This window comes from Bradyrhizobium sp. Pha-3, from assembly GCF_042258325.1.
Lineage (GTDB): Bacteria > Pseudomonadota > Alphaproteobacteria > Rhizobiales > Xanthobacteraceae > Bradyrhizobium > Bradyrhizobium elkanii.
Window position 1 is genome coordinate 7,014,513 of the sequence record NZ_CP170151.1, and the last position, 21,465, is coordinate 7,035,977.

The 21,465-nt window shown below is 65.0% G+C and carries 20 protein-coding genes; 7 read left to right on the forward strand and 13 right to left on the reverse strand.

Annotation, left to right across the window (positions count from 1 at the left end; genetic code table 11):
* Positions 1-2: 2 nt before the first annotated feature.
* Entirely contained in the window at positions 3-890 is an 888-nt protein-coding gene (locus ACE10X_RS33495) for a carbohydrate ABC transporter permease (RefSeq protein ID WP_038382894.1), read from the reverse strand.
* A 58-nt stretch (positions 891-948) separates the two neighbouring features.
* Positions 949-2,250 (reverse strand): ABC transporter substrate-binding protein, encoded by a 1,302-nt coding sequence (locus ACE10X_RS33500; protein WP_038382897.1) that lies wholly within the window; start codon positions 2,248-2,250, stop codon positions 949-951.
* Positions 2,251-2,431: 181 nt separating this feature from the next.
* Here ACE10X_RS33500 and ACE10X_RS33505 point away from each other — a divergent pair, with 181 nt between their 5' ends.
* From ACE10X_RS33505 to ACE10X_RS33520, 4 genes are read left to right on the forward strand one after another with little or no spacing between them, the layout of a single operon-like run.
* Positions 2,432-3,466, forward strand: a complete 1,035-nt coding sequence (locus ACE10X_RS33505) for a LacI family DNA-binding transcriptional regulator (RefSeq protein ID WP_038382893.1) — start codon at positions 2,432-2,434, stop codon at positions 3,464-3,466.
* A gap of 15 nt (positions 3,467-3,481) precedes the next feature.
* Positions 3,482-4,216: an SDR family NAD(P)-dependent oxidoreductase gene (locus ACE10X_RS33510; RefSeq protein ID WP_038382892.1), complete on the forward strand. Its 735-nt coding sequence runs from the start codon at positions 3,482-3,484 to the stop codon at positions 4,214-4,216.
* On the forward strand, positions 4,213-4,479 hold the full coding sequence (locus ACE10X_RS33515; protein WP_038382891.1) for an SUMF1/EgtB/PvdO family nonheme iron enzyme: 267 nt from the start codon (positions 4,213-4,215) through the stop codon (positions 4,477-4,479). The genes ACE10X_RS33510 and ACE10X_RS33515 overlap by 4 nt, the downstream gene beginning before the upstream one ends.
* 1 nt (position 4,480) lies before the next feature.
* Positions 4,481-6,271, forward strand: coding sequence for a chloride channel protein (locus ACE10X_RS33520; RefSeq protein ID WP_375763412.1), 1,791 nt, complete (start codon positions 4,481-4,483; stop codon positions 6,269-6,271).
* 10 nt (positions 6,272-6,281) lie between these two features.
* Here the strand turns inward: ACE10X_RS33520 and ACE10X_RS33525 are convergent, their stop codons facing one another.
* The 3 genes from ACE10X_RS33525 to ACE10X_RS33535 are packed head-to-tail and all read right to left on the reverse strand — an operon-like array spanning position 6,282 to position 9,753.
* Positions 6,282-7,004, reverse strand: coding sequence for a GntR family transcriptional regulator (locus tag ACE10X_RS33525; protein ID WP_038382889.1), 723 nt, complete (start codon positions 7,002-7,004; stop codon positions 6,282-6,284).
* 26 nt (positions 7,005-7,030) lie between these two features.
* Positions 7,031-8,626 (reverse strand): GMC family oxidoreductase, encoded by a 1,596-nt coding sequence (locus ACE10X_RS33530; RefSeq protein WP_375763413.1) that lies wholly within the window; start codon positions 8,624-8,626, stop codon positions 7,031-7,033.
* On the reverse strand, positions 8,626-9,753 hold the full coding sequence (locus ACE10X_RS33535; RefSeq protein WP_038382885.1) for a mandelate racemase/muconate lactonizing enzyme family protein: 1,128 nt from the start codon (positions 9,751-9,753) through the stop codon (positions 8,626-8,628). Before ACE10X_RS33535 ends, ACE10X_RS33530 begins: the two co-directional genes overlap by 1 nt.
* Before the next feature lie 122 nt (positions 9,754-9,875).
* On the opposite strand from ACE10X_RS33535, the gene ACE10X_RS33540 reads away from it, so the two are divergent.
* Genes ACE10X_RS33540 through ACE10X_RS33550 form a run of 3 tightly spaced genes read left to right on the forward strand, consistent with a single transcriptional unit; the run spans position 9,876 to position 12,455 of the window.
* Positions 9,876-10,631, forward strand: a complete 756-nt coding sequence (locus ACE10X_RS33540) for an ABC transporter permease (protein WP_375763414.1) — start codon at positions 9,876-9,878, stop codon at positions 10,629-10,631.
* Positions 10,628-11,437: an ABC transporter ATP-binding protein gene (locus ACE10X_RS33545; RefSeq protein ID WP_028341191.1), complete on the forward strand. Its 810-nt coding sequence runs from the start codon at positions 10,628-10,630 to the stop codon at positions 11,435-11,437. Before ACE10X_RS33540 ends, ACE10X_RS33545 begins: the two co-directional genes overlap by 4 nt.
* Before the next feature lie 22 nt (positions 11,438-11,459).
* Positions 11,460-12,455: an ABC transporter substrate-binding protein gene (locus tag ACE10X_RS33550; protein WP_028335663.1), complete on the forward strand. Its 996-nt coding sequence runs from the start codon at positions 11,460-11,462 to the stop codon at positions 12,453-12,455.
* A gap of 23 nt (positions 12,456-12,478) precedes the next feature.
* Here ACE10X_RS33550 and ACE10X_RS33555 read toward each other — a convergent pair whose 3' ends face one another.
* The 8 genes from ACE10X_RS33555 to ACE10X_RS33590 are packed head-to-tail and all read right to left on the reverse strand — an operon-like array spanning position 12,479 to position 21,383.
* The gene (locus ACE10X_RS33555) at positions 12,479-13,987 is read right to left on the reverse strand and encodes a glycerol-3-phosphate dehydrogenase (protein WP_038382883.1); all 1,509 of its coding nucleotides are present in this window, start codon (positions 13,985-13,987) and stop codon (positions 12,479-12,481) included.
* Positions 13,984-14,712: a class II aldolase/adducin family protein gene (locus ACE10X_RS33560; RefSeq protein WP_038382882.1), complete on the reverse strand. Its 729-nt coding sequence runs from the start codon at positions 14,710-14,712 to the stop codon at positions 13,984-13,986. The genes ACE10X_RS33555 and ACE10X_RS33560 overlap by 4 nt, the downstream gene beginning before the upstream one ends.
* A gap of 17 nt (positions 14,713-14,729) precedes the next feature.
* Positions 14,730-15,770: a 2-hydroxyacid dehydrogenase gene (locus ACE10X_RS33565; protein ID WP_038382881.1), complete on the reverse strand. Its 1,041-nt coding sequence runs from the start codon at positions 15,768-15,770 to the stop codon at positions 14,730-14,732.
* The gene (locus ACE10X_RS33570) at positions 15,763-17,343 is read right to left on the reverse strand and encodes an FGGY-family carbohydrate kinase (protein ID WP_038382880.1); all 1,581 of its coding nucleotides are present in this window, start codon (positions 17,341-17,343) and stop codon (positions 15,763-15,765) included. The genes ACE10X_RS33565 and ACE10X_RS33570 overlap by 8 nt, the downstream gene beginning before the upstream one ends.
* 2 nt (positions 17,344-17,345) lie before the next feature.
* Positions 17,346-18,461: an ABC transporter ATP-binding protein gene (locus ACE10X_RS33575; protein ID WP_375763415.1), complete on the reverse strand. Its 1,116-nt coding sequence runs from the start codon at positions 18,459-18,461 to the stop codon at positions 17,346-17,348.
* 12 nt (positions 18,462-18,473) lie between these two features.
* Entirely contained in the window at positions 18,474-19,577 is a 1,104-nt protein-coding gene (locus ACE10X_RS33580) for an ABC transporter ATP-binding protein (protein WP_038382879.1), read from the reverse strand.
* A gap of 4 nt (positions 19,578-19,581) precedes the next feature.
* Positions 19,582-20,439 carry a carbohydrate ABC transporter permease gene (locus ACE10X_RS33585; RefSeq protein ID WP_018273209.1) on the reverse strand — a complete coding sequence of 286 codons (858 nt, stop codon included), beginning with the start codon at positions 20,437-20,439 and terminating at the stop codon, positions 19,582-19,584.
* A 14-nt stretch (positions 20,440-20,453) separates the two neighbouring features.
* A complete protein-coding gene (locus ACE10X_RS33590) occupies positions 20,454-21,383 on the reverse strand; it encodes a carbohydrate ABC transporter permease (RefSeq protein ID WP_028341200.1) in 930 nt (309 codons plus the stop codon).
* Positions 21,384-21,465 lie beyond the last annotated feature (82 nt).

Genomic DNA, 21,465 nt, shown 5'->3' on the forward strand with positions numbered 1-21,465 from the left:
CATCACCACGCCACTGCGCCGCGCAGGCGGTTGAAGGCGAGCACGGCGCCGAACACGATCGCCGTCAGCGTCAGCATCAGGGCGCTGGCATAGCCGATGTTGAAGAACTCGAAACCCACCCGGAAGCCGTAGATGTTGAGCGTGTTCGAGGCGTTGCCGGGGCCGCCCTGGGTCGTGATGTAGATGATGTCGAAGAAGCGCAGGAGATCGACGCTGCGCAGGATGGCCGCGGTGACGATGGTCGGCAAGAGCAGCGGCAGCGTGATGCGCTGGAAGGTCTTGAACGGCGAAGCCCCGTCGATCTGCGCCGCCTCGTAGACGCTCGGCGGCAGGGATTGCAGGCCGCCCAGCACGATCAAGGCGACGTATGGTGTCCACTGCCAGCTGTCGATCAGAGCGACGGTCGGGATAACCCATGTCGGCGACGCCAGCCAGTCCGACGGCGGCAGGCCGAACGACTGGAGGATGTAATTGGCCGCGCCCAGCGAGGGATCGAGGATCACCAGCCACATCATGCCCGCCACTACCGGCGGCATCATGAAGGGGGAGATGAACAGCGAGCGCACGATTCCCGGCAGGCGCTTGGCGTGAAACAACACCAGAGCCAGCCACACGCCGAAGACGAGCTGGAGCACCAACGACAGTACATAGAGCGCGATGGTGACCCAGAGCCCGTGCCAAAACTCGTAGTCGGAGATCAGCTTTGAGTAGTTGGCGAGACCCGCAAAGGACTGCTTGCCGGTCGAGGAGAATGTCTGGAAGCCGAGCCAGATCGTATAGACGACCGGAAACGCGATCATTGCGACCGTGAAGATCACGGCCGGCGCCGATAGCGCCGCCATTTCCAGCTTTTGCCGGTCCTGCGTCAGTGTCGCAGCCGCGTCCGACATGCATCCGTTTCCTTGAGAGTGAGGCGCCGGCAGGCACAAGCCTGCCAGCGTCAAGCAGTTACTTCTGGGCGATCAGCGCATCGAGCGCCTTGTCGGCATCAGCACAGGCTTGGTCGATCGGCTTCTGCTTCAAGATCAGGTCCTGCACGGCCTGGCCGATGAACTCGCGCGATTCCGGGTTAGCGATGATGGGATAGCCGACCTCGGAGGAGCCCTTCGTGGCCAGCACGTCGAGCGCAGCCTGCCATTCCTTGCGCACCGGTTCCTCGTCGATCCACTTGCGATACTCGGGATCCTTGGCAACCGATGGCCGCGGCGGGGCAATGCCCTGGAGCGCCATTTTCTTCTGCACCTCGGGGCTGGTCGCCCACTGCACGAAGTACCACGCCGCGTCCGGCTGTTTGCTGTGCGAGGACACCGCCATGCCCCAGCCGATCGTTGTCGGCACCTGGCCGGCTTCGCCTGCCGGGAACGGCAACAGGCCGGTGTCTTTCAGCCGCGCGCCACCCTCCATCACCGTGCGCAACTCATTCGAGGATTCGAACGCCATCGCGGCGCGGCCGCTGCGGTAAAGCGCCGAAATCTGCTGGAAGCTGTAGTTGACCACACCCGGCGGACCGAAGTCGCGCAGCAGCCGGCTATAGGTGTCGAGTGCTTCCTTGCCCTTGGCCGAGCAGAGGTTCGACTTGCCGCCTGCGACGTAGCTGCCTCCGATGTTGTGCAGCATGTTGCTGAAGGTGTAGGCGACCGCGGGCTTGAGGCCACGCGAGACAAACGGCGTGACAGCGCTGTCGCAGGTCTTGATCTTCTCGGCGGCCGCCTCGACATCCTTGATGGTCTTTGGCGCCTCAAGGCCGCACTTCTTGAAAATGTCGGTGCGGTAGTAGAAGATCGGACCTTCGATGTTCATCGGCATGCTGGTCAGCTTGCCGCCGAAGGTCGCAGCCTTGAGCAGGGCCTGGCTCAAGCCGGCCGGGTCGTATTCCCTGGCCACCTCGCTCTTGGCCATCGCAGTGAGATCGCCGTACCAGCCGGCCGCGGCGAACTGCTCGCCCTCGCGCGAAGGCAGCGTCATGAACACGTCAACCTCGTCGCTGTTCGCATTCATGACGGTGACCAGACGCTGGCGCATCTGCTGTTCCTGATAGCCGTCGACCTTCAGGGTCATGCCGGTCAGTTTCTCGAAATCGGCCTTGTAGGTCAGCAGCGCCTGCGCGACCGGATTGTTATTGGCGAGAAAGGTGACGGTCCTGCCCTTGAACTTCATCCAGTCGAAATCGGCCGCATGAGCCTGCGCGCTGGCGGCGACGATCGCGAGAACGGGCAACGCGACGTGCGTCGCGAGCATCCTGACCTTCATCGAACTCTCCTCCCGGCTGGCCGCCTTAAGCTGGCGGGCCATTTGAACGCGACTTGAAAACGGTTACAATCTAGACCTCACATCGGTTGTGTCAAGCAATGGACAAACCGAATATTCTGCGGCAAATTTACGAGATTACCGCTCCCACGCGGTTTGCCTCATCGAATGTAACGTTACATTGATGCGATTGACCAACGCCAAATCCGTGAAACAGGGCATTCGCGCCGTAGCGGCCCGCGCCGGCGTCTCAACGGCCTCGGTGTCGCGCGCACTCAACAATCCCGATGCGGTAAGCCCTTCCTTGCGGGCGCGCATCGAACAGGCCATCGACGCGCTCGGCTACATCCCGCATGCGCCGGCGCGCATCCTGTCGTCACGGCGCTCGCGCACGCTTGGCGCGATCGTTCCGACAATCGACAACACGATGTTCGCGCGCGGCATCGCCTCGCTCCAGCAGTATCTCTCCTCGGTCGGATACATGCTGTTTCTCACCACGAGCGGCTACGATCTCGACGTCGAATTGCAGCAAGCGCGCAATTTGATCAGCCGCGGCGTCGATGGACTTGTGCTGCGCGGTGATTGCCATCACGACGGACTGCGCAAATTGCTTGCGGACAATGTGGTTCCCTTCATCAATGTCGGCATCTACCAGCCTGACCGACCCCACCCTTGCGTCGGAACGAACAACGAAGCGGCCGCCCATCGCGCCGCCGCGCACGTCATCGAACTTGGCCACCGCCGCATCGGGATCGTCTCGGCGCTCCAGCGCAACAACGACCGCGCCAGCGCTCGCGTCGCCGGCTTTCGCCGCGCGCTCACCGAGAACGGCCTGGAGCTTCCGCCGCAATGGCATGTCGAGGTGCCCTACACGCTGGACGACGCGCGCGAAGCGGCCCGCTATCTCCTCAACCTGAAGGATCGTCCGACCGCCGTCGTCTGCGGCAACGATGTGATCGCCTACGGCGTGTTGCTCGAGGCGGAGCGCGATGGATTTTCGGTGCCGCGCGACCTGTCGGTGGTCGGCTTCGACGATCTCGACTGGAGCCGCCATTTGCGGCCGAGCCTGACCACGATCCACGTACCGACCGGAGAAACCTGGCAGCGCGCCGGGGAATATCTGGTGCGCAGCCTCGCCGGCGAGCAGACCATCATGCATCGCGAGATCGACTTCTCCCTGGTGGTCCGTGAATCGACGGCTCCTCCTCTCAAATCCTGAAGCGAGACCCCTCCAATGCGCTCAAACTTTTCTCTTGCGCCCGGCTTCCATGCCGTGGTGATCGGCGGCGCCGGCGACATTGGCGCCGCAATCAGCAATCAGTTTTGCGACCTCGGCGCGACGGTGACCGCAACGGCAGCCAACGAGACCGATCTGGCGCGCACTTTGCTGAAATCGCGTCCCGGACTCACGCTCGCAACGCTCGACGTCACGAACGACGACGCTGTCGTCTCTTTCGCGCGACAGCACAAGCGCGTCGATGCGCTGGTCAACTGCGCGGGAATTCTCGCCCGCGACAAGGAATACGAGATCGAGACCTTCATGAAGGTGCTCGACGTCAATCTCACGGGCACCTTTCGAACCTGCATGGCGTTCCGTCCGCTTCTCGCCGAGAGCAAGGGCTCGATCGTCAATCTTGCCTCGATGAACGCGACATTGGCGCTGCCGCGAATCCCCGCCTATTGCGCCAGCAAGGGCGGTGTCGTGATGCTGACCAAGGCGCTCGCCTTGGCATGGGCCGAGCAAGGCATCCGGGTCAATGCGGTTGCGCCCGGCTATATCGAAACGGCGATCAATGCAGCCGGCCGCACCGATCGCGCGCATTATCAGCGCATCGCCGACCGCACCGCGTTCAAGCGCTGGGGTCAGCCGGAGGACATTGCGGGAGCCGTCGCGTTCCTCTGCATGCCGGCATCACAATACGCGACCGGCACCGTCGTCGCGGTGGATGGTGGGTTTCTTGCCGGATGAGCCAGGAAACCAACGAATACGGCCTGCATAATGTCGCCGGAAATGTCTGGGACTGGTACGAGGACCGCCTCGCACCGCCGGGAGTCCCCTTGAATCGCGAGCCTGCACCGAACCGCTCGACGCGCGGTGAATCCTTCCTCAGCGACGAGTCCTGCGGCAGCCGCCACCACTTCGCGGCACGAAACCCCAACGCGTCGGTCGGCTCGTCGAGCAAGATCGGCTTTCCTGTCGCGCGCACGGGGCCGCTGCGGAGCCCGGCATAGGATGACGCTGGCGACAAATGCCGCGAAGCCGGCCCCTGCTCCCGGCACCCGTCTGTTGCCGCAGTTCTTGCGCAATTTCGTGCGCAATCGCGAGACTGGCCTCGTGCTGGTCGGCATTGTCGTCGGGTTGCTGAGCGGCGTCCTCGTTGCCGCGATCTCGGGCCTCAGCCAGGTTTCGCACGCGCTGCTGTTCGACATTCCCCTCGACGCGCATCTCAGCGCCACCGGCGTGATTTCCTGGCAGCGCACGCTGCTGATCCCGGCAGTTGGCGGCCTGGTCCTGGCGCTGATCGGGCTGTACTTCGCGCGGCGCGTGAAGGGACAGCAGCTCGCTGACGCCATCGAAGCCAACGCGCTCTATGGCGGCCGGGTGTCCTTCCGCGGCAGCCTGCTGATCTCGATCCAGACGCTGCTGTCCAACGGGTTCGGTGGATCGGTCGGACTGGAAGCGGGATACACGCAGATCTGCTCGATGTTTGGCTCCCATGTCGGCCAGCGCCTCGCCGCCCGCCGCAACGACATGCGGCTATTGGTGGCCTGCGGCGCGGCGGGGGCGATCAGCACAGCGTTTTCAGCTCCGCTGGCCGGCGCCTTCTATGCCTTCGAGGTCGTGCTGGGAGCCTACACTTCGGCCGCTCTCGTGCCCGTCATCGCCAGCGCCGTCACGGCCTGGCTGGTGGCGCGGGAGTTGACGCATCAGTCCTTTCTGATGGTGCCCGGCTTCCCATCGCCCGTGTCCGTCGAGATGATCGGACAGACCGTGCTGATCGGCATCATTTGCGCATTCGTCAGCATCCTCGTCATGCTCGCGGTCGCATTTTCCGAACGTTGCTTTCAGCGCGTCACGCTTTTCAGCGGCTTCATGCGTCCGATCCTCGGCGGCCTGCTCCTCGGCGGCCTCGCCCTGCTGACGCCGACCGTGCTCGGCGCCGGCCATGGCGCAATGCAGATCCTGCTGGTCAGCAATCCGACCTGGCTCCTGCTCACGACGACCATCGTGCTCAAGATCCTGGCGTCGGCCGTCTCGCTCGGCTCCGGCTTTCGCGGCGGCCTGTTCTTCGCCTCGCTGCTGCTCGGCGCGCTGATCGGGCAGCTTTACAGCGTCGTGCTGACCGGCCCCTTCCCCACGCTCGCGCTTCAGCCCGGCACCGCCGCCATCGCGGCTCTCGCCGCACTCGGTACCGGTGTGCTCGGCGCACCGTTCAGCATGGTTTGTCTCGCGCTCGAGATCACCGGCGATTTCTCCGTGACTGTCGGGGCCGTGGTCGCATCATCGGTCTGCGCGCTCATCGTCCGCGAGTTGTTCGGCTACAGCTTTGCGACATGGCGCTTCCACCTGCGCGGCGAGGTGATCCGCGGTCCGCAGGACATCGGTTGGGTCCGTCAGATGAGCGCGGCTTCCCTGATGCGCGCCGACTTCGAGAATGCACTGACGACAATGCCGATCGGCGAGGCACAGAAGCTGTTCTCGCCGGCCCAGGTCCGGCAGGTCGTGCTGCGCGATCCGAACGGCAGCTATGCCGGCATCGTTGCGGCGGCGACGCTGCATTCCGTCACCAATCGGGACGACGATCCGCTCGGGTCGCTGGCCCAGCAGCAGGATGAGTACCTGCTTCCGACCACGTCGGTTCGCGAGATCCTGAAGGCCTTTGAACGGAGCGAAGCCGACGTCCTCGCGGTCATTGACCGTGCCGACCATCGCGTCACGATCGGTACCTTAAGCGAATCCCATGTGCTGCGCACCTATGGGGAAGAGCTCGAACGCCGGAATCAGGAGCTGTTTTCGCGGTGATCCTCGCGCGCTATGGCCTCAGATCCATATCGATCCGCACAAAATCGCCGCGATAGGTGACTTCACCGAGATAGATCACGGTGCGATCGCTGGTCGTGAAGACACGGCGGACTTCGGCAACCGGCGAGTTCAAAGGCACGCGCAGCAGCCGCGCCGCTTCGATGTCTGCGGTTCCGATGGTCAATGTCTGGCGGGCGCTGGCAATCGCCGGCTCCCTGAGATCGTTGAGGATCGGTATCACCGTCTCGTTGCGAAAACGCTTGGGAGACCTGCGAAAGATCTTCTCATCGAGGTAGATGGAAATGACGCAGTAAGGCTGCTTCTGCCACGAGTGCAGACGGCGCATGAAGACATATTTCTCGGCCGGCTTGCCGTCTTCGGGAAGCAACGGCGCATCGCTCCGGCTTTCCGAGATGTTGATGATCTCCGGCGAGGTGTCGCGGTACATGTCCGCGAGATCGGACAGGGTGGTCTCTACCTTGAGCCAGCGGTCCTGCCGTACGGTGCCGGTGACGAAGGTGCCGCGGCCCTGCTGCGCCTCGATGACACCGTCGCGGGCGAGCAGTTCGACGGCCTGCCTGATCGTGACGCGCGAGACGCCGAATTCGGCCGCCAGCTCCTCGTTGGCCGGCAGGCGAAAACCTTGACTCCAGACACCGCGCGCAATCCTTTGGCGAAAAATATCGGCAATCTGCGCGTATTTGGGGACGTGACTGTCGGAACTCAATTCCATCTCGCCCTCCAGAAATCAAGCGGCCATCACGGCATGACAAGGGCTGCACCGCGTTCGCCGATCATCAGGCTGGTCGCATTGGTGTTGGCCGAGGTGATCTGCGGCATCACCGAGGCGTCGATCACGCGCAGCCGCTCGACGCCGCGCACCCGCAGCTGCGGATCGAGTACCGCCCGCTCGTCGCTGCCCATGCGGCAGGTCCCGACGCAGTGAAACACCGTGCCGCCGGTGTTGCGCGCGAAATCCCACAGCCCGGCATCATTGCTTGCGGCCTCGCCCGGCACCATCTCGACATCCCAGAGCGGGCGGAACGCCTTTTGCCGATAGATCTCGCGCAAGATCTTCAGGCCGGCAACGATGGTCTTGCGGTCGATCTCCTCGGCGAAATAGTTGGGCGCGATCAGCGGCTGCTCGAACGGATCGGCCGAGCGGATCGCGAGCTGTCCGCGCGACCGGCCGTGGCATTGCCAGACCGAAGCCGTGAAGCCGGAATAGCTATGCAGGGGTTCGCCGGGCTTGTCGACGGAGAGCGGCATCACGTTGAACTGCACGTCCGGACGGCCACCGACCGCATATTCGGTACAGGCCGCTCCGCCCACCTGTCCCGCCCCCACCGTCAACGGCCCCCGCCCGGCCAGCATCCATTGCAGCCCCATCTTCGCGAGCTCGACCGGATGGCGGACCTGGTCATTGAGCGAGATCCGCTCCTTCAGGCGCACGATCAGCCGTGCCTGGTAATGGTCCTGCAGATTGGAGCCGACTTCGGGCGAGTCGGTGACGACGGCAATACCGTGCTTGCGAAGCAGATCGGCCGGACCGATCCCGGAAAGCTGGAGGATTTGCGGCGATTGCAATGCGCCGCCAGACAGGATGACCTCGCGATCGGCTGTCGCGCGATGAACCTGCCCCTTGCTGATCCACTCGACGCCGGTCGCGACGCGGCCGTTGAAAGTGACTTTGCTCACCTGCGCGTGCGTGATTACGGTCAGGTTGCGCCGGTCGGCGATCGGTCGAAGAAAGGCGGATGCCGAGCTGGTCCGCCAATGCCGCCCGATGCCGAGCTGATAGGACCCGACGCCAAGCGTCGTCGCGCCGTTGAAATCGGAATTGCGCGGAAGGCCGAACTGCACGCCCGCCTCCACCCAGGCCCTCGACGCCGGGTTGTCGTTCCGGAGATCGGAGACCTCGAACTCACCGAGGCCGCCGTGAAACTGGCTCTCGCCACCGCGATAGCGCTCGTAGCGCCGGAAATAGGGCAGGACGTCGCGATAGCTCCAGCCGGCGGCGCCGAGACGTTTCCAGTCGTCAAAATCCTCGTGCTGGCCGCGGATGAAGATCAGGCCGTTGATCGACGACGATCCGCCGAGCACGCGGCCGCGCGGCCAGACGATGGCGCGGCCGCCGCTTCCTTCCGATGGCTCGGTCGTGAACAGGCGCGAGAAGCGCTCGTCGTAGATGGTCCGGTAGTACCCGACCGGCAGCTTGAGCCAGAAATTCCGGTCCGATCCGCCGGCTTCGAGCAGCAGCACGCGGCAGGCAGGATCGGCCGACAGTCTGTTTGCGACCATACAGCCGGCCGACCCCGCACCGACGATGATGTAATCGTAGCCAAGCCCCGACATCAGGCGGTCCGGTATTGTTCGATCGAGGCAAGATCGGGCGTGATGCCGAGACCCGCCTCGTCGCCGAGCTCGATCATGCCATCGCTGACATCAAGCACGGGGCCGCAGAATTGATCCCGCAGCGGGTTCTCATTGCTGTCGACCTCCAGCAATCCCTCGCCGCCGACGCCCGCCAGCAGATGCGCCGAGGCCAACAGGCCGATGCCGGCGCCGAGATAGTGCGGGCAGAACATCTTGCCTGACGTCAGGATGTCGCGGGCGATGCCGGCGCAAGCCGAAAGCCCGCCCCACTTGGCGATGTCAGGCTGGACGACACCGAGAACCGGCTCGCTCAGCATCTCGGCAAAGCCGGCGTGGCTCGCGATGTTCTCACCGGCCGCCAGCGGAAAACGGATCGTCTCGTGCAGCTGCTTCCATTCCCGCCGCGGACGGTCCGCGCGGATCGGCTCCTCGAGCCAGGCAAGGCCGAACGGCTCGAGCTGCGGCGCACGCTCGAGCGCCTGCGCGATGGTCCAACCCTGGTTGACATCGGCCGCAAGCATGCCATCGCCGACGAGGCGGCGCAGCGCGGCGAGGTTGGCCCGGTCGTCTGCCGGATCGAAGCCGATCTTCAGCTTCAAGGCGCGGTAGCCGCGGCCGAGGGCTGCTTCCGCCGCCCGCTCGGATCCGACTGGATTGATGCCGCTGGCATAGACCTTGATCCGCTTCCGCGATCCGCCGAGCAGTTTCCACAACGCAACGTTCCGGCGGCGCGCATGGAGATCCCAGACGGCGAGATCGATGCCGGCGATCGATTGCGCGAACGGGCCCGCTTCGCCGGATTGCAACGCGAGCACCGAAGTTCCCCGCGTCAATCGCTCGAATGCGGCATCAGGTTCGCTTGCCCTGAATCCGACAAGCGCCGGTGCCAGTACCTCGTTGACCAGCCGAACACGATGCTCGGCGCCCGGCGCGGGAAAGTTGCACCAGACCTCGCCCCAGCCCGCGTAACCGTCCGTGTCCTCGACCCGAACGAACACGGCAGGCCGGTCCCCCATCCGCCCGAACGAGGTGATGACCGGCGTCGTCAGCGGATAGCGAAAGCCAAAGGCCTGGACGCTCCGGATAGTGAAAGGCGGCGATGTCATGCGCGGAAATGCCTGCGGCGCCTACGACCAAAGCGGCGCTTGTATGGTCATCCTATTTATAATATGACTTGGCCAAACATCAACTGCAATCTGGGTGGATGCGTCGAATGGACGGAGCTGGCGTGAGACGCTTTGGTCTCGGGTTGATACCGTGGGTCGGTGCGATCCTGCTCTGGTATGCCGTGCGCTGGAGCGGCTTCGTCAACACATCGCTGATCCCCGCCCCGCACCAGGTCGCCGCGAAGTTCGTCGAGCTTCTCACCAACGAAGGCCTTTTGATCGACATCTTCGCCTCGACCAGGCGCGTCTTTTTCGGCGTCTCGCTTGGAATTCTCGTCGCGGTGCCCGTCGGCTTTCTGCTCGGATGGTATCGCCCGGCCCGCACCTTCGCCGACCCCATGATCAACTTCTTCCGCGCGCTGCCGCCGATCGCGCTGATCCCGCTTGTCATCGTCTATTTCGGCGTGGACGAGCTCGCAAAGCTCGTCATCCTGTTCTACGCCTCGTTCTTCTCCGGCGTGATCGTCATGTATGAGGGGGTCTCGCAGATCACGCCGCTCTATATCCGCGTGGCGCAGACGCTCGGCGCCAATCAGGCGGAAATCTTCCGCAAGGTCATCATTCCCCTCACCGTTCCGCACATCCTCACCGCGCTGCGGGTCGCGCTTGGGGTAGCCTGGGCGACGCTGGTGGCATCCGAACTGATCGCAGCCCAGCGTGGGCTTGGCGCCATGATCCAGAATGCGTCGACCTACTTCCTGCTCGACGTCATCTATGTCGGCATCATCTGCATCGGCCTGATCGCGCTGATCATGGACATGATCCTGCGCAAGATCACGGCCCGGTTGCTGGTCTGGCAGGATCGGGCCATCGCATGACCACGCGTGCACGGTTCGACAAGGTTTCGCTTGCCTTCGAGACCCCGAAGGGACGCCTCAACGTCGTCGAGGATGTCAGCTACGATATCAACGATGGCGATTTCATCGCGGTGATCGGCCCTTCAGGCTGCGGCAAGACCACGATGATGAGCATGCTCGCCGGCTTCCAGAAGCCGACGACGGGAAGCGTGCTGTTCGACGGACAGCCCGTCGCCGGTCCCGGTCCCGAGCGCGGCGTCATCTTCCAGGAATATGGCGTCTTCCCATGGCTGACGGTGAAACAGAACATCGCTTTCGGCCTGACGCTCCGGGCCAATCACGTCGCGGCCGGCGAGCGCGATTCGATCTGCGATCACTATCTCGGCCTGATGGGGCTGTCCGACTTCGCCAACTCCTATCCGAAGCATTTGTCCGGCGGCATGCGTCAGCGGCTCGCGATCGCGCGGGCTTACGCCGTCAAGCCGCAGTTCCTGCTGATGGACGAGCCGTTCGGTGCGCTCGACGCCCAGACCCGCTCCAACATGCAGAACCTGCTGCTCAAGGTGCTCCAGACCGAAGGCAAGACGGTCATGCTGATCACCCATTCCGTGGAGGAGGCGATCTATCTCGCGTCCCGTATCGTGGTGGTCACCGCGCGGCCGGCGCGGATCAGGCAGATCATCGACGTGCCGTTCGCCTATCCGCGCGATGAATCGATCCAGGAGCGGCCGGAATTCGGCGAGCTGCGCAGCCATATCAAGCATCTGGTGATGGACGAGTATCGCGCGCAGCAGGCGCAGATGCGTCCGGTCTCATTCTCGGAATAAACAACACAGCGGAGGACGACCTATGGATCGGCGACAGTTTCTGACCACAACGGCCGGGCTTGCCCTCGGAAGCTTCACGGCCGCAGCGCCCGCGATTGCGCAGGCAAAAACAAAAGTTCGTGTCGGCTATCTGCACACCGTTGCCGTCGACGGCCAGATCTGGACCGGCATGGACCGCGGCTCCTTCGAAAAGCAGGGACTGGATCTCGAGCTGCGGCAGTTCAATACCGGCCTCGAAATCTTCCAGGCGCTGATCGGCGGCAGCCTCGACGTGCTGGCGACGGGCGCCGTGCTCTCGAACTTCCCTGCCCGCGGCCAGGGCAAGGTCTTCCTGATCAACGACATCGAGGTTGCGACCGCGCAGCTCTGGGTGCGCGGCGACCAGGGCATCAAGTCATTCGAGGATCTGAAGGGCAAGCGGATCGCAACTGCGACCGGCACCACCGCGCATGTATTCCTGGACACCGCGTTGCGCGCGAACAAGGTCGATCCCAAACAGGTCGAACTCGTCAACCAGACCATGCCGGCCGCCGTAACCGCCTTCATTTCAGGCGCGGTGCCTGCCGTTGCGCTCTGGGTGCCTTTCAACGTGACGGTTCGCGACAAGGTGCCGGGCGCGGTCAAGCTCGCAGACGCCTCAGCCTACTATCCAAAGGCCGCGATCATCGGAGGCTGGGCCGCGGCCAACGATTATTACGAGCCCAACAAGGAAACGCTGGCGAAGCTGATCCGTGGCTGGGCCGATGCCAACGACTACATCATCGCGAACAGCACCGAAGCGATGGAAAAGCTGCAGAAGGGCCATTACAGCCAGACGCCGATGGCCGACATCGACGAATCGTTCAAGGCGCAGAAGATGTTCTCGTCGCGGGACTGGAAGCGGATGTATTCCGACGGCACGGTCACCAACTGGCTGCAGCAATCGACCGACTTCTTCATGGCCAATGCCGGCATCAAGGACTTTACGCCGGCAAGCAAATATTTCGATCCGAGCCTGTATTTGAAAACGATTGCGTGACGCATCTGGATGCGGATGCCCTCCTAGAGAAAGCTCTCGAACGCGAGGCGCTGCGCCGGTGTCAAATGCAGGCCGTGCTTGGTGCGCCGGTCCAGGAAGTCGGCAGGCTTCCTGGCCCACTCCTTCTCTCGAAGATACACCGCTTCGCATTCATAGAACTCACCGCCGAAATGACGGCCCAGGTCGACGGCGCTGCGGACCGGACCCAGCAGCTGGCGCGCGCGCGTCCCATAAAGACGGGCATAGTGATGGATGAGCGTTCGCGGCAAATCGGGATAGTCGCGCGCCAGCCGATTTGCGAATTCATCGAAGCTGCCGCCGATGTCGCCGCCCGGCAGCGGCCGATCCGCGGTCCAGGCCGACGACAGCTTCGGAAACCACGGCGCGAGGCGCTGCAGCGCCTGCTCCGCCAGCCGGCGGTAGGTCGTGATCTTGCCGCCGAAGATCGAGAGCAGCGGCGGAGCATCCTGCGCGCCGTGAACCTCGAACACATAGTCGCGCGTCACGGCCGACGGATTATCGGCGTTGTCGTCGTAGAGCGGCCGGACTCCGGAGAACGCGTGCACGATCGCACTCGCCTGCGGCGGCGTTTGGAAATAGCGGCGCAAGACCTGCAACAGGTAATCGGTCTCGTCCTCGCCGATCGCGACGTCCTCGGCGCGGCCGTGATAGGGAATGTCTGTGGTGCCGATCAGCGCGAGATCGTCCTCATAGGGGTTGACGAAGATCACGCGCCGATCGCTGTTCTGCAGCAGGTAGGCCTGCGGCCCGCTCCAGAATTTCGGCACCACGATATGGCTACCTTTGACCAGCCGTACGCTCTGGGCCGAGTTCAGGCCCGCCACGCCCTGGATGACGTCCTGAACCCACGGACCGGCGGCGTTGACCAGCGCGCGCGACCGCACGACCTGCGTTGTGCCATCATCGCCGTGCATCTCGAGCAGCCAGATCTCGCCGTCGCGGCGCGCACGCACCGCCCGCGTGCGCGGCAGGATGCAGGCGCCGTTCTGCGCGGCATCGATCAGATTGAGGATCACCAGCCTGCTGTCATCGACCCAGCAGTCCGAATATTCGAAGCCTCGCCGGAACTCCTGGCGCAGCGACGCGCCCTCCGGCGCGCGCGACAAATCCAGGCTGCGGCTCGCCGGTAGCTGCTTGCGGCCACCTAGATGATCGTAGAGCAACAGCCCGGTGCGGACCAGCCACGCCGGCCGCTGCTCCGGCGAATGCGGCAGCACGAAGCGCATCGGCCAGATGATGTGCGGCGCCGACGCGAGCAGCACCTCGCGCTCGATCAGCGCCTCGCGCACCAGGCGAAACTCGTAGTATTCGAGATAGCGCAGCCCGCCATGGATCAGCTTGCCCGAGCGCGACGAAGTGCCCTCGGCGAAATCATCCTTCTCGCAGAGCAGCACCTTCAGCCCGCGGCCGGCGGCATCGCGGGCGATGCCGGCACCGTTGATGCCGCCACCGATGACCGCGATATCGACCAGCCCGTGATCCGTACCTGCGACCGGCGCAGAGCCCGTCATCGCTTGCTGCTGCGCCGTTTCTCGGCGCGGCGCGGCGCCGCCTTTGCCGTCGCGCGGGCCTTGCCCGGCTTCGGCGCCTGCAGGCCGTAGGTGGAGAATCCCTTCGCGGTGTCGGCAATCTCCTCGTCGGTCAGGATGACGCGCGAATCGAGCGCCAGCGAGAGGTAGTACTGCCGCGCGATGGTCTCGAGCTCGACCGCGAGCCACATCGCCTTGTCGAGATTGGCGCCGAGCGCGATCATGCCGTGATTGGCGAGCAGGCAGCCATTGCGTCCTTCGAGCGCTGCGATCGCATGGTCGGACAATTCCTTGGTGCCGTAGCGCGCATAGCCGGCGCAGCGGATCTCGGTGCCGCCGAACGCCGCCATCATGTAGTGGCAGGCCGGGATCGGCTTGCGCGCGATCGCGAGCACGGTCGCGTAGGTCGAGTGAGTATGGACGATGGCGCCGACATCGGGCCGGGCGCGCGTGATGTCGAGATGGAAGCGCCATTCGGTGGACGGCTGCAGCGGCCCCTCCCACGTGCCATAGTCGCCCTCGAGCGGCATCGAGGCGATCATCTCCGGCTTCATCGAATCGTAGGGCGTCGCCGACGGCGTGATCAGCATCCGGTCCTTGTAGCGGGCGGAGATGTTGCCCGACGTCCCCTGGTTGAGACCCGACGCATTCATCCACCGGCACTTGGCGATGATCGCCTCGCGCAATTGTCGTTCCTCACGGGTCATACGAACTGCCTTTCTCTTCAGCACGGATTGCGTGGCGGCTCGCCGGCCAGGAAGCGACGAACCTCTTCGGCCGCCTGCCCGGCGGCGACGGTGACGGTACGCACCGAGGCGCCGGCGATGTGCGGCGTCAGCGTGACGTTGGGAAGTCGCAGCAGCGGCCAGTCCGCCGGAACCGGCTCGACCGCGAAGGTGTCGAGCATGGCGCCGCCGAGATGCCCCGATGCCAGCGCATCATGCAGCGCCTCGTAGTCGACCAGCGGACCGCGCGCGGTGTTGATCAGGAACGCGCCCGGCTTGATCCGCGCCAGCGCGTCGCGCCCGATGAAACGGGTGGTCTCGGGCGTCACCCGGGCGTGCAGCGTGACGACGTCGGCGCGGCCGAGCAATTCGCCGAGCGCAACATGCTCGACGCCGTCATTGCGGTCCTGGGCGCTGAGCTGGACATAGGGGTCGGCGACCAGAATCTTGCAGCCGAAGGCCTTCAGCAGCTTGACCACGCGGCTGCCGATCGCGCCGTAGCCGACAATGCCGACCGTCATCTCGCCGAGCTCGCGCCCGGTGCGATCGGCCCGATAGAGATCGCCGCGCCATTCCCCGCCACGCAGCGCCTCGTGGCCGCTGCGGATCAGGCGCGTCTCGGCCAGAATGGCGCCGATGGTGAACTCCGCGACCGCGCTCGCATTGCGGCCGGGCGTATTGACCACCAGCACGTTGTGGTCGCGCGCCGCCTGCATGTCGATGTTGACCGGGCCGCCCCGCGACACCGCGATGAACCTCAGCTTCGGCAGCCGCTCCAGCATCGACCGAGAGATCGGCGCCAGATGCGTGACGAGCAGCTCGGCATCGCCGATGAAGCCGATGATCTCGTCGGGCTGCCCCATGAATTCCTTCAGGCCATCGAGCTTCGAGCCGGCGTAACCGTGCTCCATCGGCTCGTCCGGCCAGGGCTGCTCCAGGGTGCGGATATCGACGCCATCGCCGCAGGCCGATCGGATGTGCTCGGCGAACACCGAGGGCAGCATGAAGCGGTCGCCGACGATGGCGATGGACTTAGACATGATCGCCTCCGGCGCGCAGCGCGGCGAGTTGCTTCCAGACCGGCCGCGACGCCAGCCTTGCCTCGAGATAGGTCGGGAAGATGCTGGCATAGCGCTTCGCCAGCGCAGCGTCCGGCGATTGCGGCGCACTTAGATGCGGCGCGACCCACTGCTCGGCACAGGCGCGCATGTCGGGACAGGCATCGATCGCAACCGCCGCGATCATCGCAGCGCCCGCTGCGCCGGCCTCGGCGCGGCTGCAGATCCGGACGTCGCAATCCAGTGCGGACCCGAGGATGGCGCCAAGCGCACGGCTCTTCGCCGCGCCGCCTGTGATCCTGACGTCGCGCGGCAGCGACCCCATCGCCGCGTAGCAATCCCGTGCGGCGAAGGCCAGGCCCTCCATCACGCCGCGCATCAAGTCGCCATAGCGGTGGCGCGACCGCAGGCCGAAGAACTGCGCGCTGGCCTCATGCGCGACGAACGGACCGCGCTCGCCGGCATCGGAAATGAACGGATGAAACAGCACCTCGCCGGGCCTCGCCCGCAGCACCTGATCGTCGAGCCGACGGATCAGTTCGGCGCGCGTGCGCGTCACGCCTTCCGCGGCCAGCATGTCGCAGGCGAGATCGAGCATCCAGTCGATATTCAGCGTCGCCGCCATGTTGGACTGCATCTGGGCATAATGACCCGGCACCGGGAACGGCATGGTGTAGCCGGTTGCCTCCCGATTCAGCGTCACCGCGTCGGCGCTCGGAACCAGCCGCATATGCATGCCTGTCGAGCCGATGATGGTGCAGCCGACATCGGGCGACGGATCGTAGAGCCCGGCACCGAGCGCATTGCAGATCACGTCGACATAGCCGAGGCAGACCGGCACACCTTCCGGCAGGCCGATCTCGATGGCGGCGGCCGCTGTCAGCGGATGCGTCATCACCGCGCCGTCGACGACCGGCGGGAACAGGCGCGTCAGCTCGGCGATACCGATCAACCGCGCGGTCTCCGCATCGAAGCTTCGCCTGCGGAAGTCGCCGCAGGAGAACGTCGCTTCCGATGGATCGGTCGCGCGCTCGCCGGTAAGCAGGAAATAAAGCCAGTCCTTGCAGTGGAAGGCCGTTGTCGCCCTGGCGATCGCGTCGGGCAGATGGGCCTGCAGCCACGCCAGTTGCGGTCCCTGCTGGCAGGCATTGAGCCCGGAGCCGGTGCGACGGTAAAGGATCGCGTTGTGCTCGCTGCCGCGGATCTCCTCGACCAGCCGCCCGGCGCGCGAATCCAGCCACAGCAGCGCTGGCGCAACCGGCCGGCCGTCATCATCGATCAGCCAGGTGCCGTCGCCCTGCCCGGTCACCGCGATCGCCGCGATCCGCGCCGACAGGTCAGGCACTGACTTCGCCAGCGCGCGAATGACCGCGACCGTATCGCTCCAGGTCTGCGCCATGTCCTGCTCGACATGGCCGCCGGCCAGGCTGCTATACGCATTCGGCCGCGAAACATCGGCAAGCTGCTCGCCGGTCAGCGTGAACGCCACTGCCTTGATCAGCGAGGTACCGGCATCGATGCCGATGATGACGTCGCGGCTTGCGGAAACGGTCATCGTCAGGACACCTCCGCATGGCGAATGCAGGTTCCGTCACTGCCAAAGATGTGCAGGTGACGCGGCTCCAGCGCAAACGAGATGATCTCCCCCGGCCGCGCGGCGACGCGGCCCGGCGTAACCGCGATCAGCATGCGGCCGCCGCAATCGCCGGCGACATGCGATTGATCGCCGAGCCACTGGTTGGACACGACCTTGACCCTAACGTCACCGGTAGCGACCACGATCTTCTGCGGACGAATGCCGATCCGCACCTGCGGCGTGGCCGCGAGCGTCTTCGCCGCCTCAGCATCGAGGCCGGCGCCGGCGATATCGAAACGCATGTCGGTTCCGACCGACAGACGGAAGCCGCCATCCGACTGCGTCACGCCAGCGTCGAGCAGGTTCATCGGCGGCTCGCCGATGAAGCTCGCGACGAACAGATTGGCCGGCCGGTCCTTCAGCTCCTTCTCGCTGGCGAATTGCTGCAGCACGCCGCCTTCCATGACCGCGATGCGGTCGGCCAGCGCGCTCGCTTCGGTCTGGTCGTGGGTGACGAAGATCGCGGTCATACCGCGCTCGGCAAGCAGGCTCTTGATCCGGCCGCGCAGCACCGCACGCAGCTGCGGTTCGAGCTGCCCCATCGGCTCATCGAGCAGATAGAGATCGGCGTGGCGCACCAGCGCCCGCGCTAGCGACACCCGCTGCTGCTGGCCGCCCGAGATCGCGCGCGGATAGCTGTCGAGGATGTCCTCGATCTCGACCAGGCGGGCGATCTCGTCGACGCGACGCGTTACCTCCGCGCGCGGCAACTGGGCGGATTTCAGCGCGAACGCGATGTTCTCGCGGACCGTGAGCGGCGGATAGAGCGAGTAGCCCTCGAACGCCATCGCGACCTTGCGCCGCGCCGGCGGCAGCTCGTGGATCCGCCGCCCGCCGAGCGCGATCGATCCGGCAGAGACGTCCTCAAAGCCTGCGATCATGCGCAATGTCGAGGTCTTGCCGCAACCCGACGAGCCCAACAGTGCGACGATCTCGCCCTTCTCGACCGCCATGTCGAGCGCGCGCACCGCATGCACCGGCTCCTTGCCGCGGCTGCGATAGACCTTGTCGATGCCTCGAAGCTCGAGCATGTCCATGACCATCCGCTCCTATGCCGCCTTGAGCCGGTGCGACGCCCCGATGCGCAGCCCGGTCGCGCGATCGAACAGCATCGCGGCGTCGGGCGCGAAGCGAACGAAAACGGCATCATCGGCCGCGCCTTGCGGTGCATCCGGCGGCAGTGCCGCCAGCCATTCCGTTCCGTCGGCAAGACGGAGCAGCAGCACCGCCTTCTCGTGCATCGGCGTGATCGCGAGAATGCGCGCCGGGACGGCGTCATCGGTGGACGCGGAGGAGACCGCGAGATCCTCGGGCCGGATGCCGAGCCAACATGCACCGGCAGGTGCTGCGCCATCGGCCGCCCCGAGCCGCATCCTGGCGCCGGCGACGTCAGCCGACAGCATGCCGTGCTCCGCTACTGGCGAGACCTCCGCGAGGTTGATGGTCGGATCGCCGAACAGGCGCGCGACCGCGACCGATGCGGGCTGGGCATAGATATCGGCAGGCGTTGCGACCTGCGCGAGCCGGCCGTCGATCAAGACCGCGATGCGGTCGGCGATCGCCATCGCCTCGCGATAGTCCTGGGTCACGTAGAGCACCGCGGCAGTGCCGCGGCGCAGCAGGTTCGGCAACTCGAGCCGCATCTCGTAGCGCAGCTTGGCGTCGACATTGCGCAGGGGATCATCCAGCAACAGGACATCCGGATTGCCGATCAGCGCCCGTGCCAGCGCGGTGCGTTGCTTCTGTCCGTTCGACAATTCGCGCGGCGCGTGGCCGAGCACGTGCTCGATCTTGAGCAGCCTGCTGATCGCGGCAACGCGGCCGGCGACATCGCCGCCGCCGGCCCTGGCGCGCAGGCCGCTTGCGATATTGTCGCGAGCGGTCATGTGCGGGAACAAGGCAAAGTTCTGGAATGCCATGCCGATCCCGCGCCGTTCGGGCGGAGCGCCGACGACCGAGCGGCCGCCGACCAGGATGTCGCCGTCGTCGGGCTCGAACATGCCCGCGATCATGCGCAGCAGCACGGTCTTGCCGCTGCCGGACGGTCCGAACACCGCCACGATCTCGCCGGGCTCGACCGCCAGCGACAATCCGTCGGCGGGCCGTGCCGCACCGAATGCCTTGCTCACCGAGTTGATCTCGAGACGCGCCATCGGATCAGCCTTTCACCGCGCCGAGCGAGAGACCCTCGACCAGATAGCGCTGCGCATAGAGCGCAAGCAACAGCGTCGGCGTCACCGACAGCACGATCGCCGCCGCGATCTGGCCGTACTGGATGCCGGACGCGGTGACGAAGGCAAGCGCGCCGACCGTCACCGGCTGCTTGTCGGCGGAGGCCAGGATCAGCGCGAAGACGAAATTGTTCCAGCAGAAGATGAAGGACAGCAGCCCCGCCGCGGCGATCCCCGGTCCTGCCAGCGGCACCGCTATCCTGGTGAAGGCCTCGCGCCAGGAATGCCCGGCCAGTCGGTAGGCGTGCTCGATGTCGGGGCTGATATCCTCGAAATAGCCGCGCACGATCCACAGGATCAGCGGCAGCGCGATCAACTGATAGACCCAGACGATCCCGAAGTAGGTGTCGTTGAGCCCGAGCTCCTGGTAGTACAGCGACAGCGGCAGCAGCACGAGCAGCGGCGGCGCAAAGCGGAACGACAGCAGCGTGAAGGCGATGCTCTCGCCGAGGCGGAATTTGAAGCGCGCAAAGGCGTAGGCCGCGGGCACGCCGAGCAGCAGCGCCAGCAGCACCGCTGCGCTCGACAGCACGACGCTGTTGAACAGATTGCGCATGAAGGAGATCTGCAGATTGCCGGCCGCGGTGCGCAGCTGGCCGGAGATCAGCGCCTCGTAATTCGCAAGCGTCGGCTCGAACAGGATTCGCGGCGGTATCCTTAAGATCTGCTCGTTGGTCTGGAACGACATCAGGAAGATCCAGACGATCGGGAACATGAAGAAGATCAGGATCAGCGTGAGTGCCACGCCGCGGAAGATGCGACCGGCAAGGCTGGAATGTTCCATCGCTCCCCTCCCCGTCACGCGTGGCCGTGCGCACGCGCGCGCAGCCGCAGCCAGTTCTTGATGAAGATATTCGACAGGATGTTGGTGATGAGCCAGAGGATCATCAACAGCGCCGCCGATCGGCCGACATTGGTGTACTGGAAGAATTCCAGATAGGCCTGCACCTGGAACACCATCAGCCGGTCGCCCGGCCCGCCCTGCGTCATCGCATAGATGATGTCGAACTGCTGGATCGAATCGAGCAGCCGGAACAGCGACGCCGTGATGATGTAAGGCGCAAGCATCGGCAGCGTGATGCGGAAGAAGACGAAGCTCGCCGGCACGCCGTCGAGCGCCGCGGCCTCGAACGGCTGCCGCGGCAGCGAGCGCAGGCCGGCGAGCAGCAGGATCATGATGAAGGGCGTGTAGACCCAGACATCGACCAGCACGACCGTGAACAGCGCGCTCGACGGATCGGAGGCCCATTTGAAATCGGTGACGCCGAACAGACTTACGAAATAGGACAAGATGCCGAAGCTCGGATTGGTCATCAGCTTCCACATCAGCGCGGCGATCGCCGGCGCCGTCATCAGCGGCAGCAGCAGCATGATCGACACCGCGTTGTGGAAGCGGGTCGGCCGGCGCAGCAGCAGCGCAATGCCAAGACCGAGCAGCAGCTCGAGCACGACCGTGACCACAGTATAGGTGATCGAGACCTGGAACGTATTCCAGAACGCCGGGTCGGACAGGAAGTCGATGTAGTTTCCGGCGCCGATGAAGCCGCGCAGATGCGGCAGGTTCAGCCGGTAGCGCTGCAGCGAGTAGACCGCCGCGGTCACGAACGGAACCAGGATCGCCACGCAGACGAGCAGCGCCGGCAGGCTGAGCAGATAGGGCAAGAGGCGCACGCGCGGCCTTGGTTTGGCCGGCGCTGCCTGCGCGTTCGTCTGGAGAAGTTGGACCATGCTCATGATGATAAGAGATCGCGTTCGGCTGGCAAACGCCGCCGGCTCGGATGGGACAAGGGTCCGAGCCGGCGGATGGGTG

Excerpts from the sequence above, each read along its gene's own strand:
- ACE10X_RS33495 (WP_038382894.1), bottom strand. The coding sequence starts at position 890 with ATGTCGGACGCGGCTGCGACACTGACGCAGGACCGGCAAAAGCTGGAA.
- ACE10X_RS33500 (WP_038382897.1), bottom strand. The coding sequence starts at position 2,250 with ATGAAGGTCAGGATGCTCGCGACGCACGTCGCGTTGCCCGTTCTCGCG.
- ACE10X_RS33505 (WP_038382893.1), top strand. The coding sequence starts at position 2,432 with ATGCGATTGACCAACGCCAAATCCGTGAAACAGGGCATTCGCGCCGTA.
- ACE10X_RS33510 (WP_038382892.1), top strand. The coding sequence starts at position 3,482 with ATGCGCTCAAACTTTTCTCTTGCGCCCGGCTTCCATGCCGTGGTGATC.
- ACE10X_RS33515 (WP_038382891.1), top strand. The coding sequence starts at position 4,213 with ATGAGCCAGGAAACCAACGAATACGGCCTGCATAATGTCGCCGGAAAT.
- ACE10X_RS33520 (WP_375763412.1), top strand. The coding sequence starts at position 4,481 with ATGACGCTGGCGACAAATGCCGCGAAGCCGGCCCCTGCTCCCGGCACC.
- ACE10X_RS33525 (WP_038382889.1), bottom strand. The coding sequence starts at position 7,004 with ATGGAATTGAGTTCCGACAGTCACGTCCCCAAATACGCGCAGATTGCC.
- ACE10X_RS33530 (WP_375763413.1), bottom strand. The coding sequence starts at position 8,626 with ATGTCGGGGCTTGGCTACGATTACATCATCGTCGGTGCGGGGTCGGCC.
- ACE10X_RS33535 (WP_038382885.1), bottom strand. The coding sequence starts at position 9,753 with ATGACATCGCCGCCTTTCACTATCCGGAGCGTCCAGGCCTTTGGCTTT.
- ACE10X_RS33545 (WP_028341191.1), top strand. The coding sequence starts at position 10,628 with ATGACCACGCGTGCACGGTTCGACAAGGTTTCGCTTGCCTTCGAGACC.
- ACE10X_RS33550 (WP_028335663.1), top strand. The coding sequence starts at position 11,460 with ATGGATCGGCGACAGTTTCTGACCACAACGGCCGGGCTTGCCCTCGGA.
- ACE10X_RS33555 (WP_038382883.1), bottom strand. The coding sequence starts at position 13,987 with ATGACGGGCTCTGCGCCGGTCGCAGGTACGGATCACGGGCTGGTCGAT.
- ACE10X_RS33560 (WP_038382882.1), bottom strand. The coding sequence starts at position 14,712 with ATGACCCGTGAGGAACGACAATTGCGCGAGGCGATCATCGCCAAGTGC.
- ACE10X_RS33565 (WP_038382881.1), bottom strand. The coding sequence starts at position 15,770 with ATGTCTAAGTCCATCGCCATCGTCGGCGACCGCTTCATGCTGCCCTCG.
- ACE10X_RS33570 (WP_038382880.1), bottom strand. The coding sequence starts at position 17,343 with ATGACCGTTTCCGCAAGCCGCGACGTCATCATCGGCATCGATGCCGGT.
- ACE10X_RS33575 (WP_375763415.1), bottom strand. The coding sequence starts at position 18,461 with ATGGACATGCTCGAGCTTCGAGGCATCGACAAGGTCTATCGCAGCCGC.
- ACE10X_RS33580 (WP_038382879.1), bottom strand. The coding sequence starts at position 19,577 with ATGGCGCGTCTCGAGATCAACTCGGTGAGCAAGGCATTCGGTGCGGCA.
- ACE10X_RS33585 (WP_018273209.1), bottom strand. The coding sequence starts at position 20,439 with ATGGAACATTCCAGCCTTGCCGGTCGCATCTTCCGCGGCGTGGCACTC.
- ACE10X_RS33590 (WP_028341200.1), bottom strand. The coding sequence starts at position 21,383 with ATGGTCCAACTTCTCCAGACGAACGCGCAGGCAGCGCCGGCCAAACCA.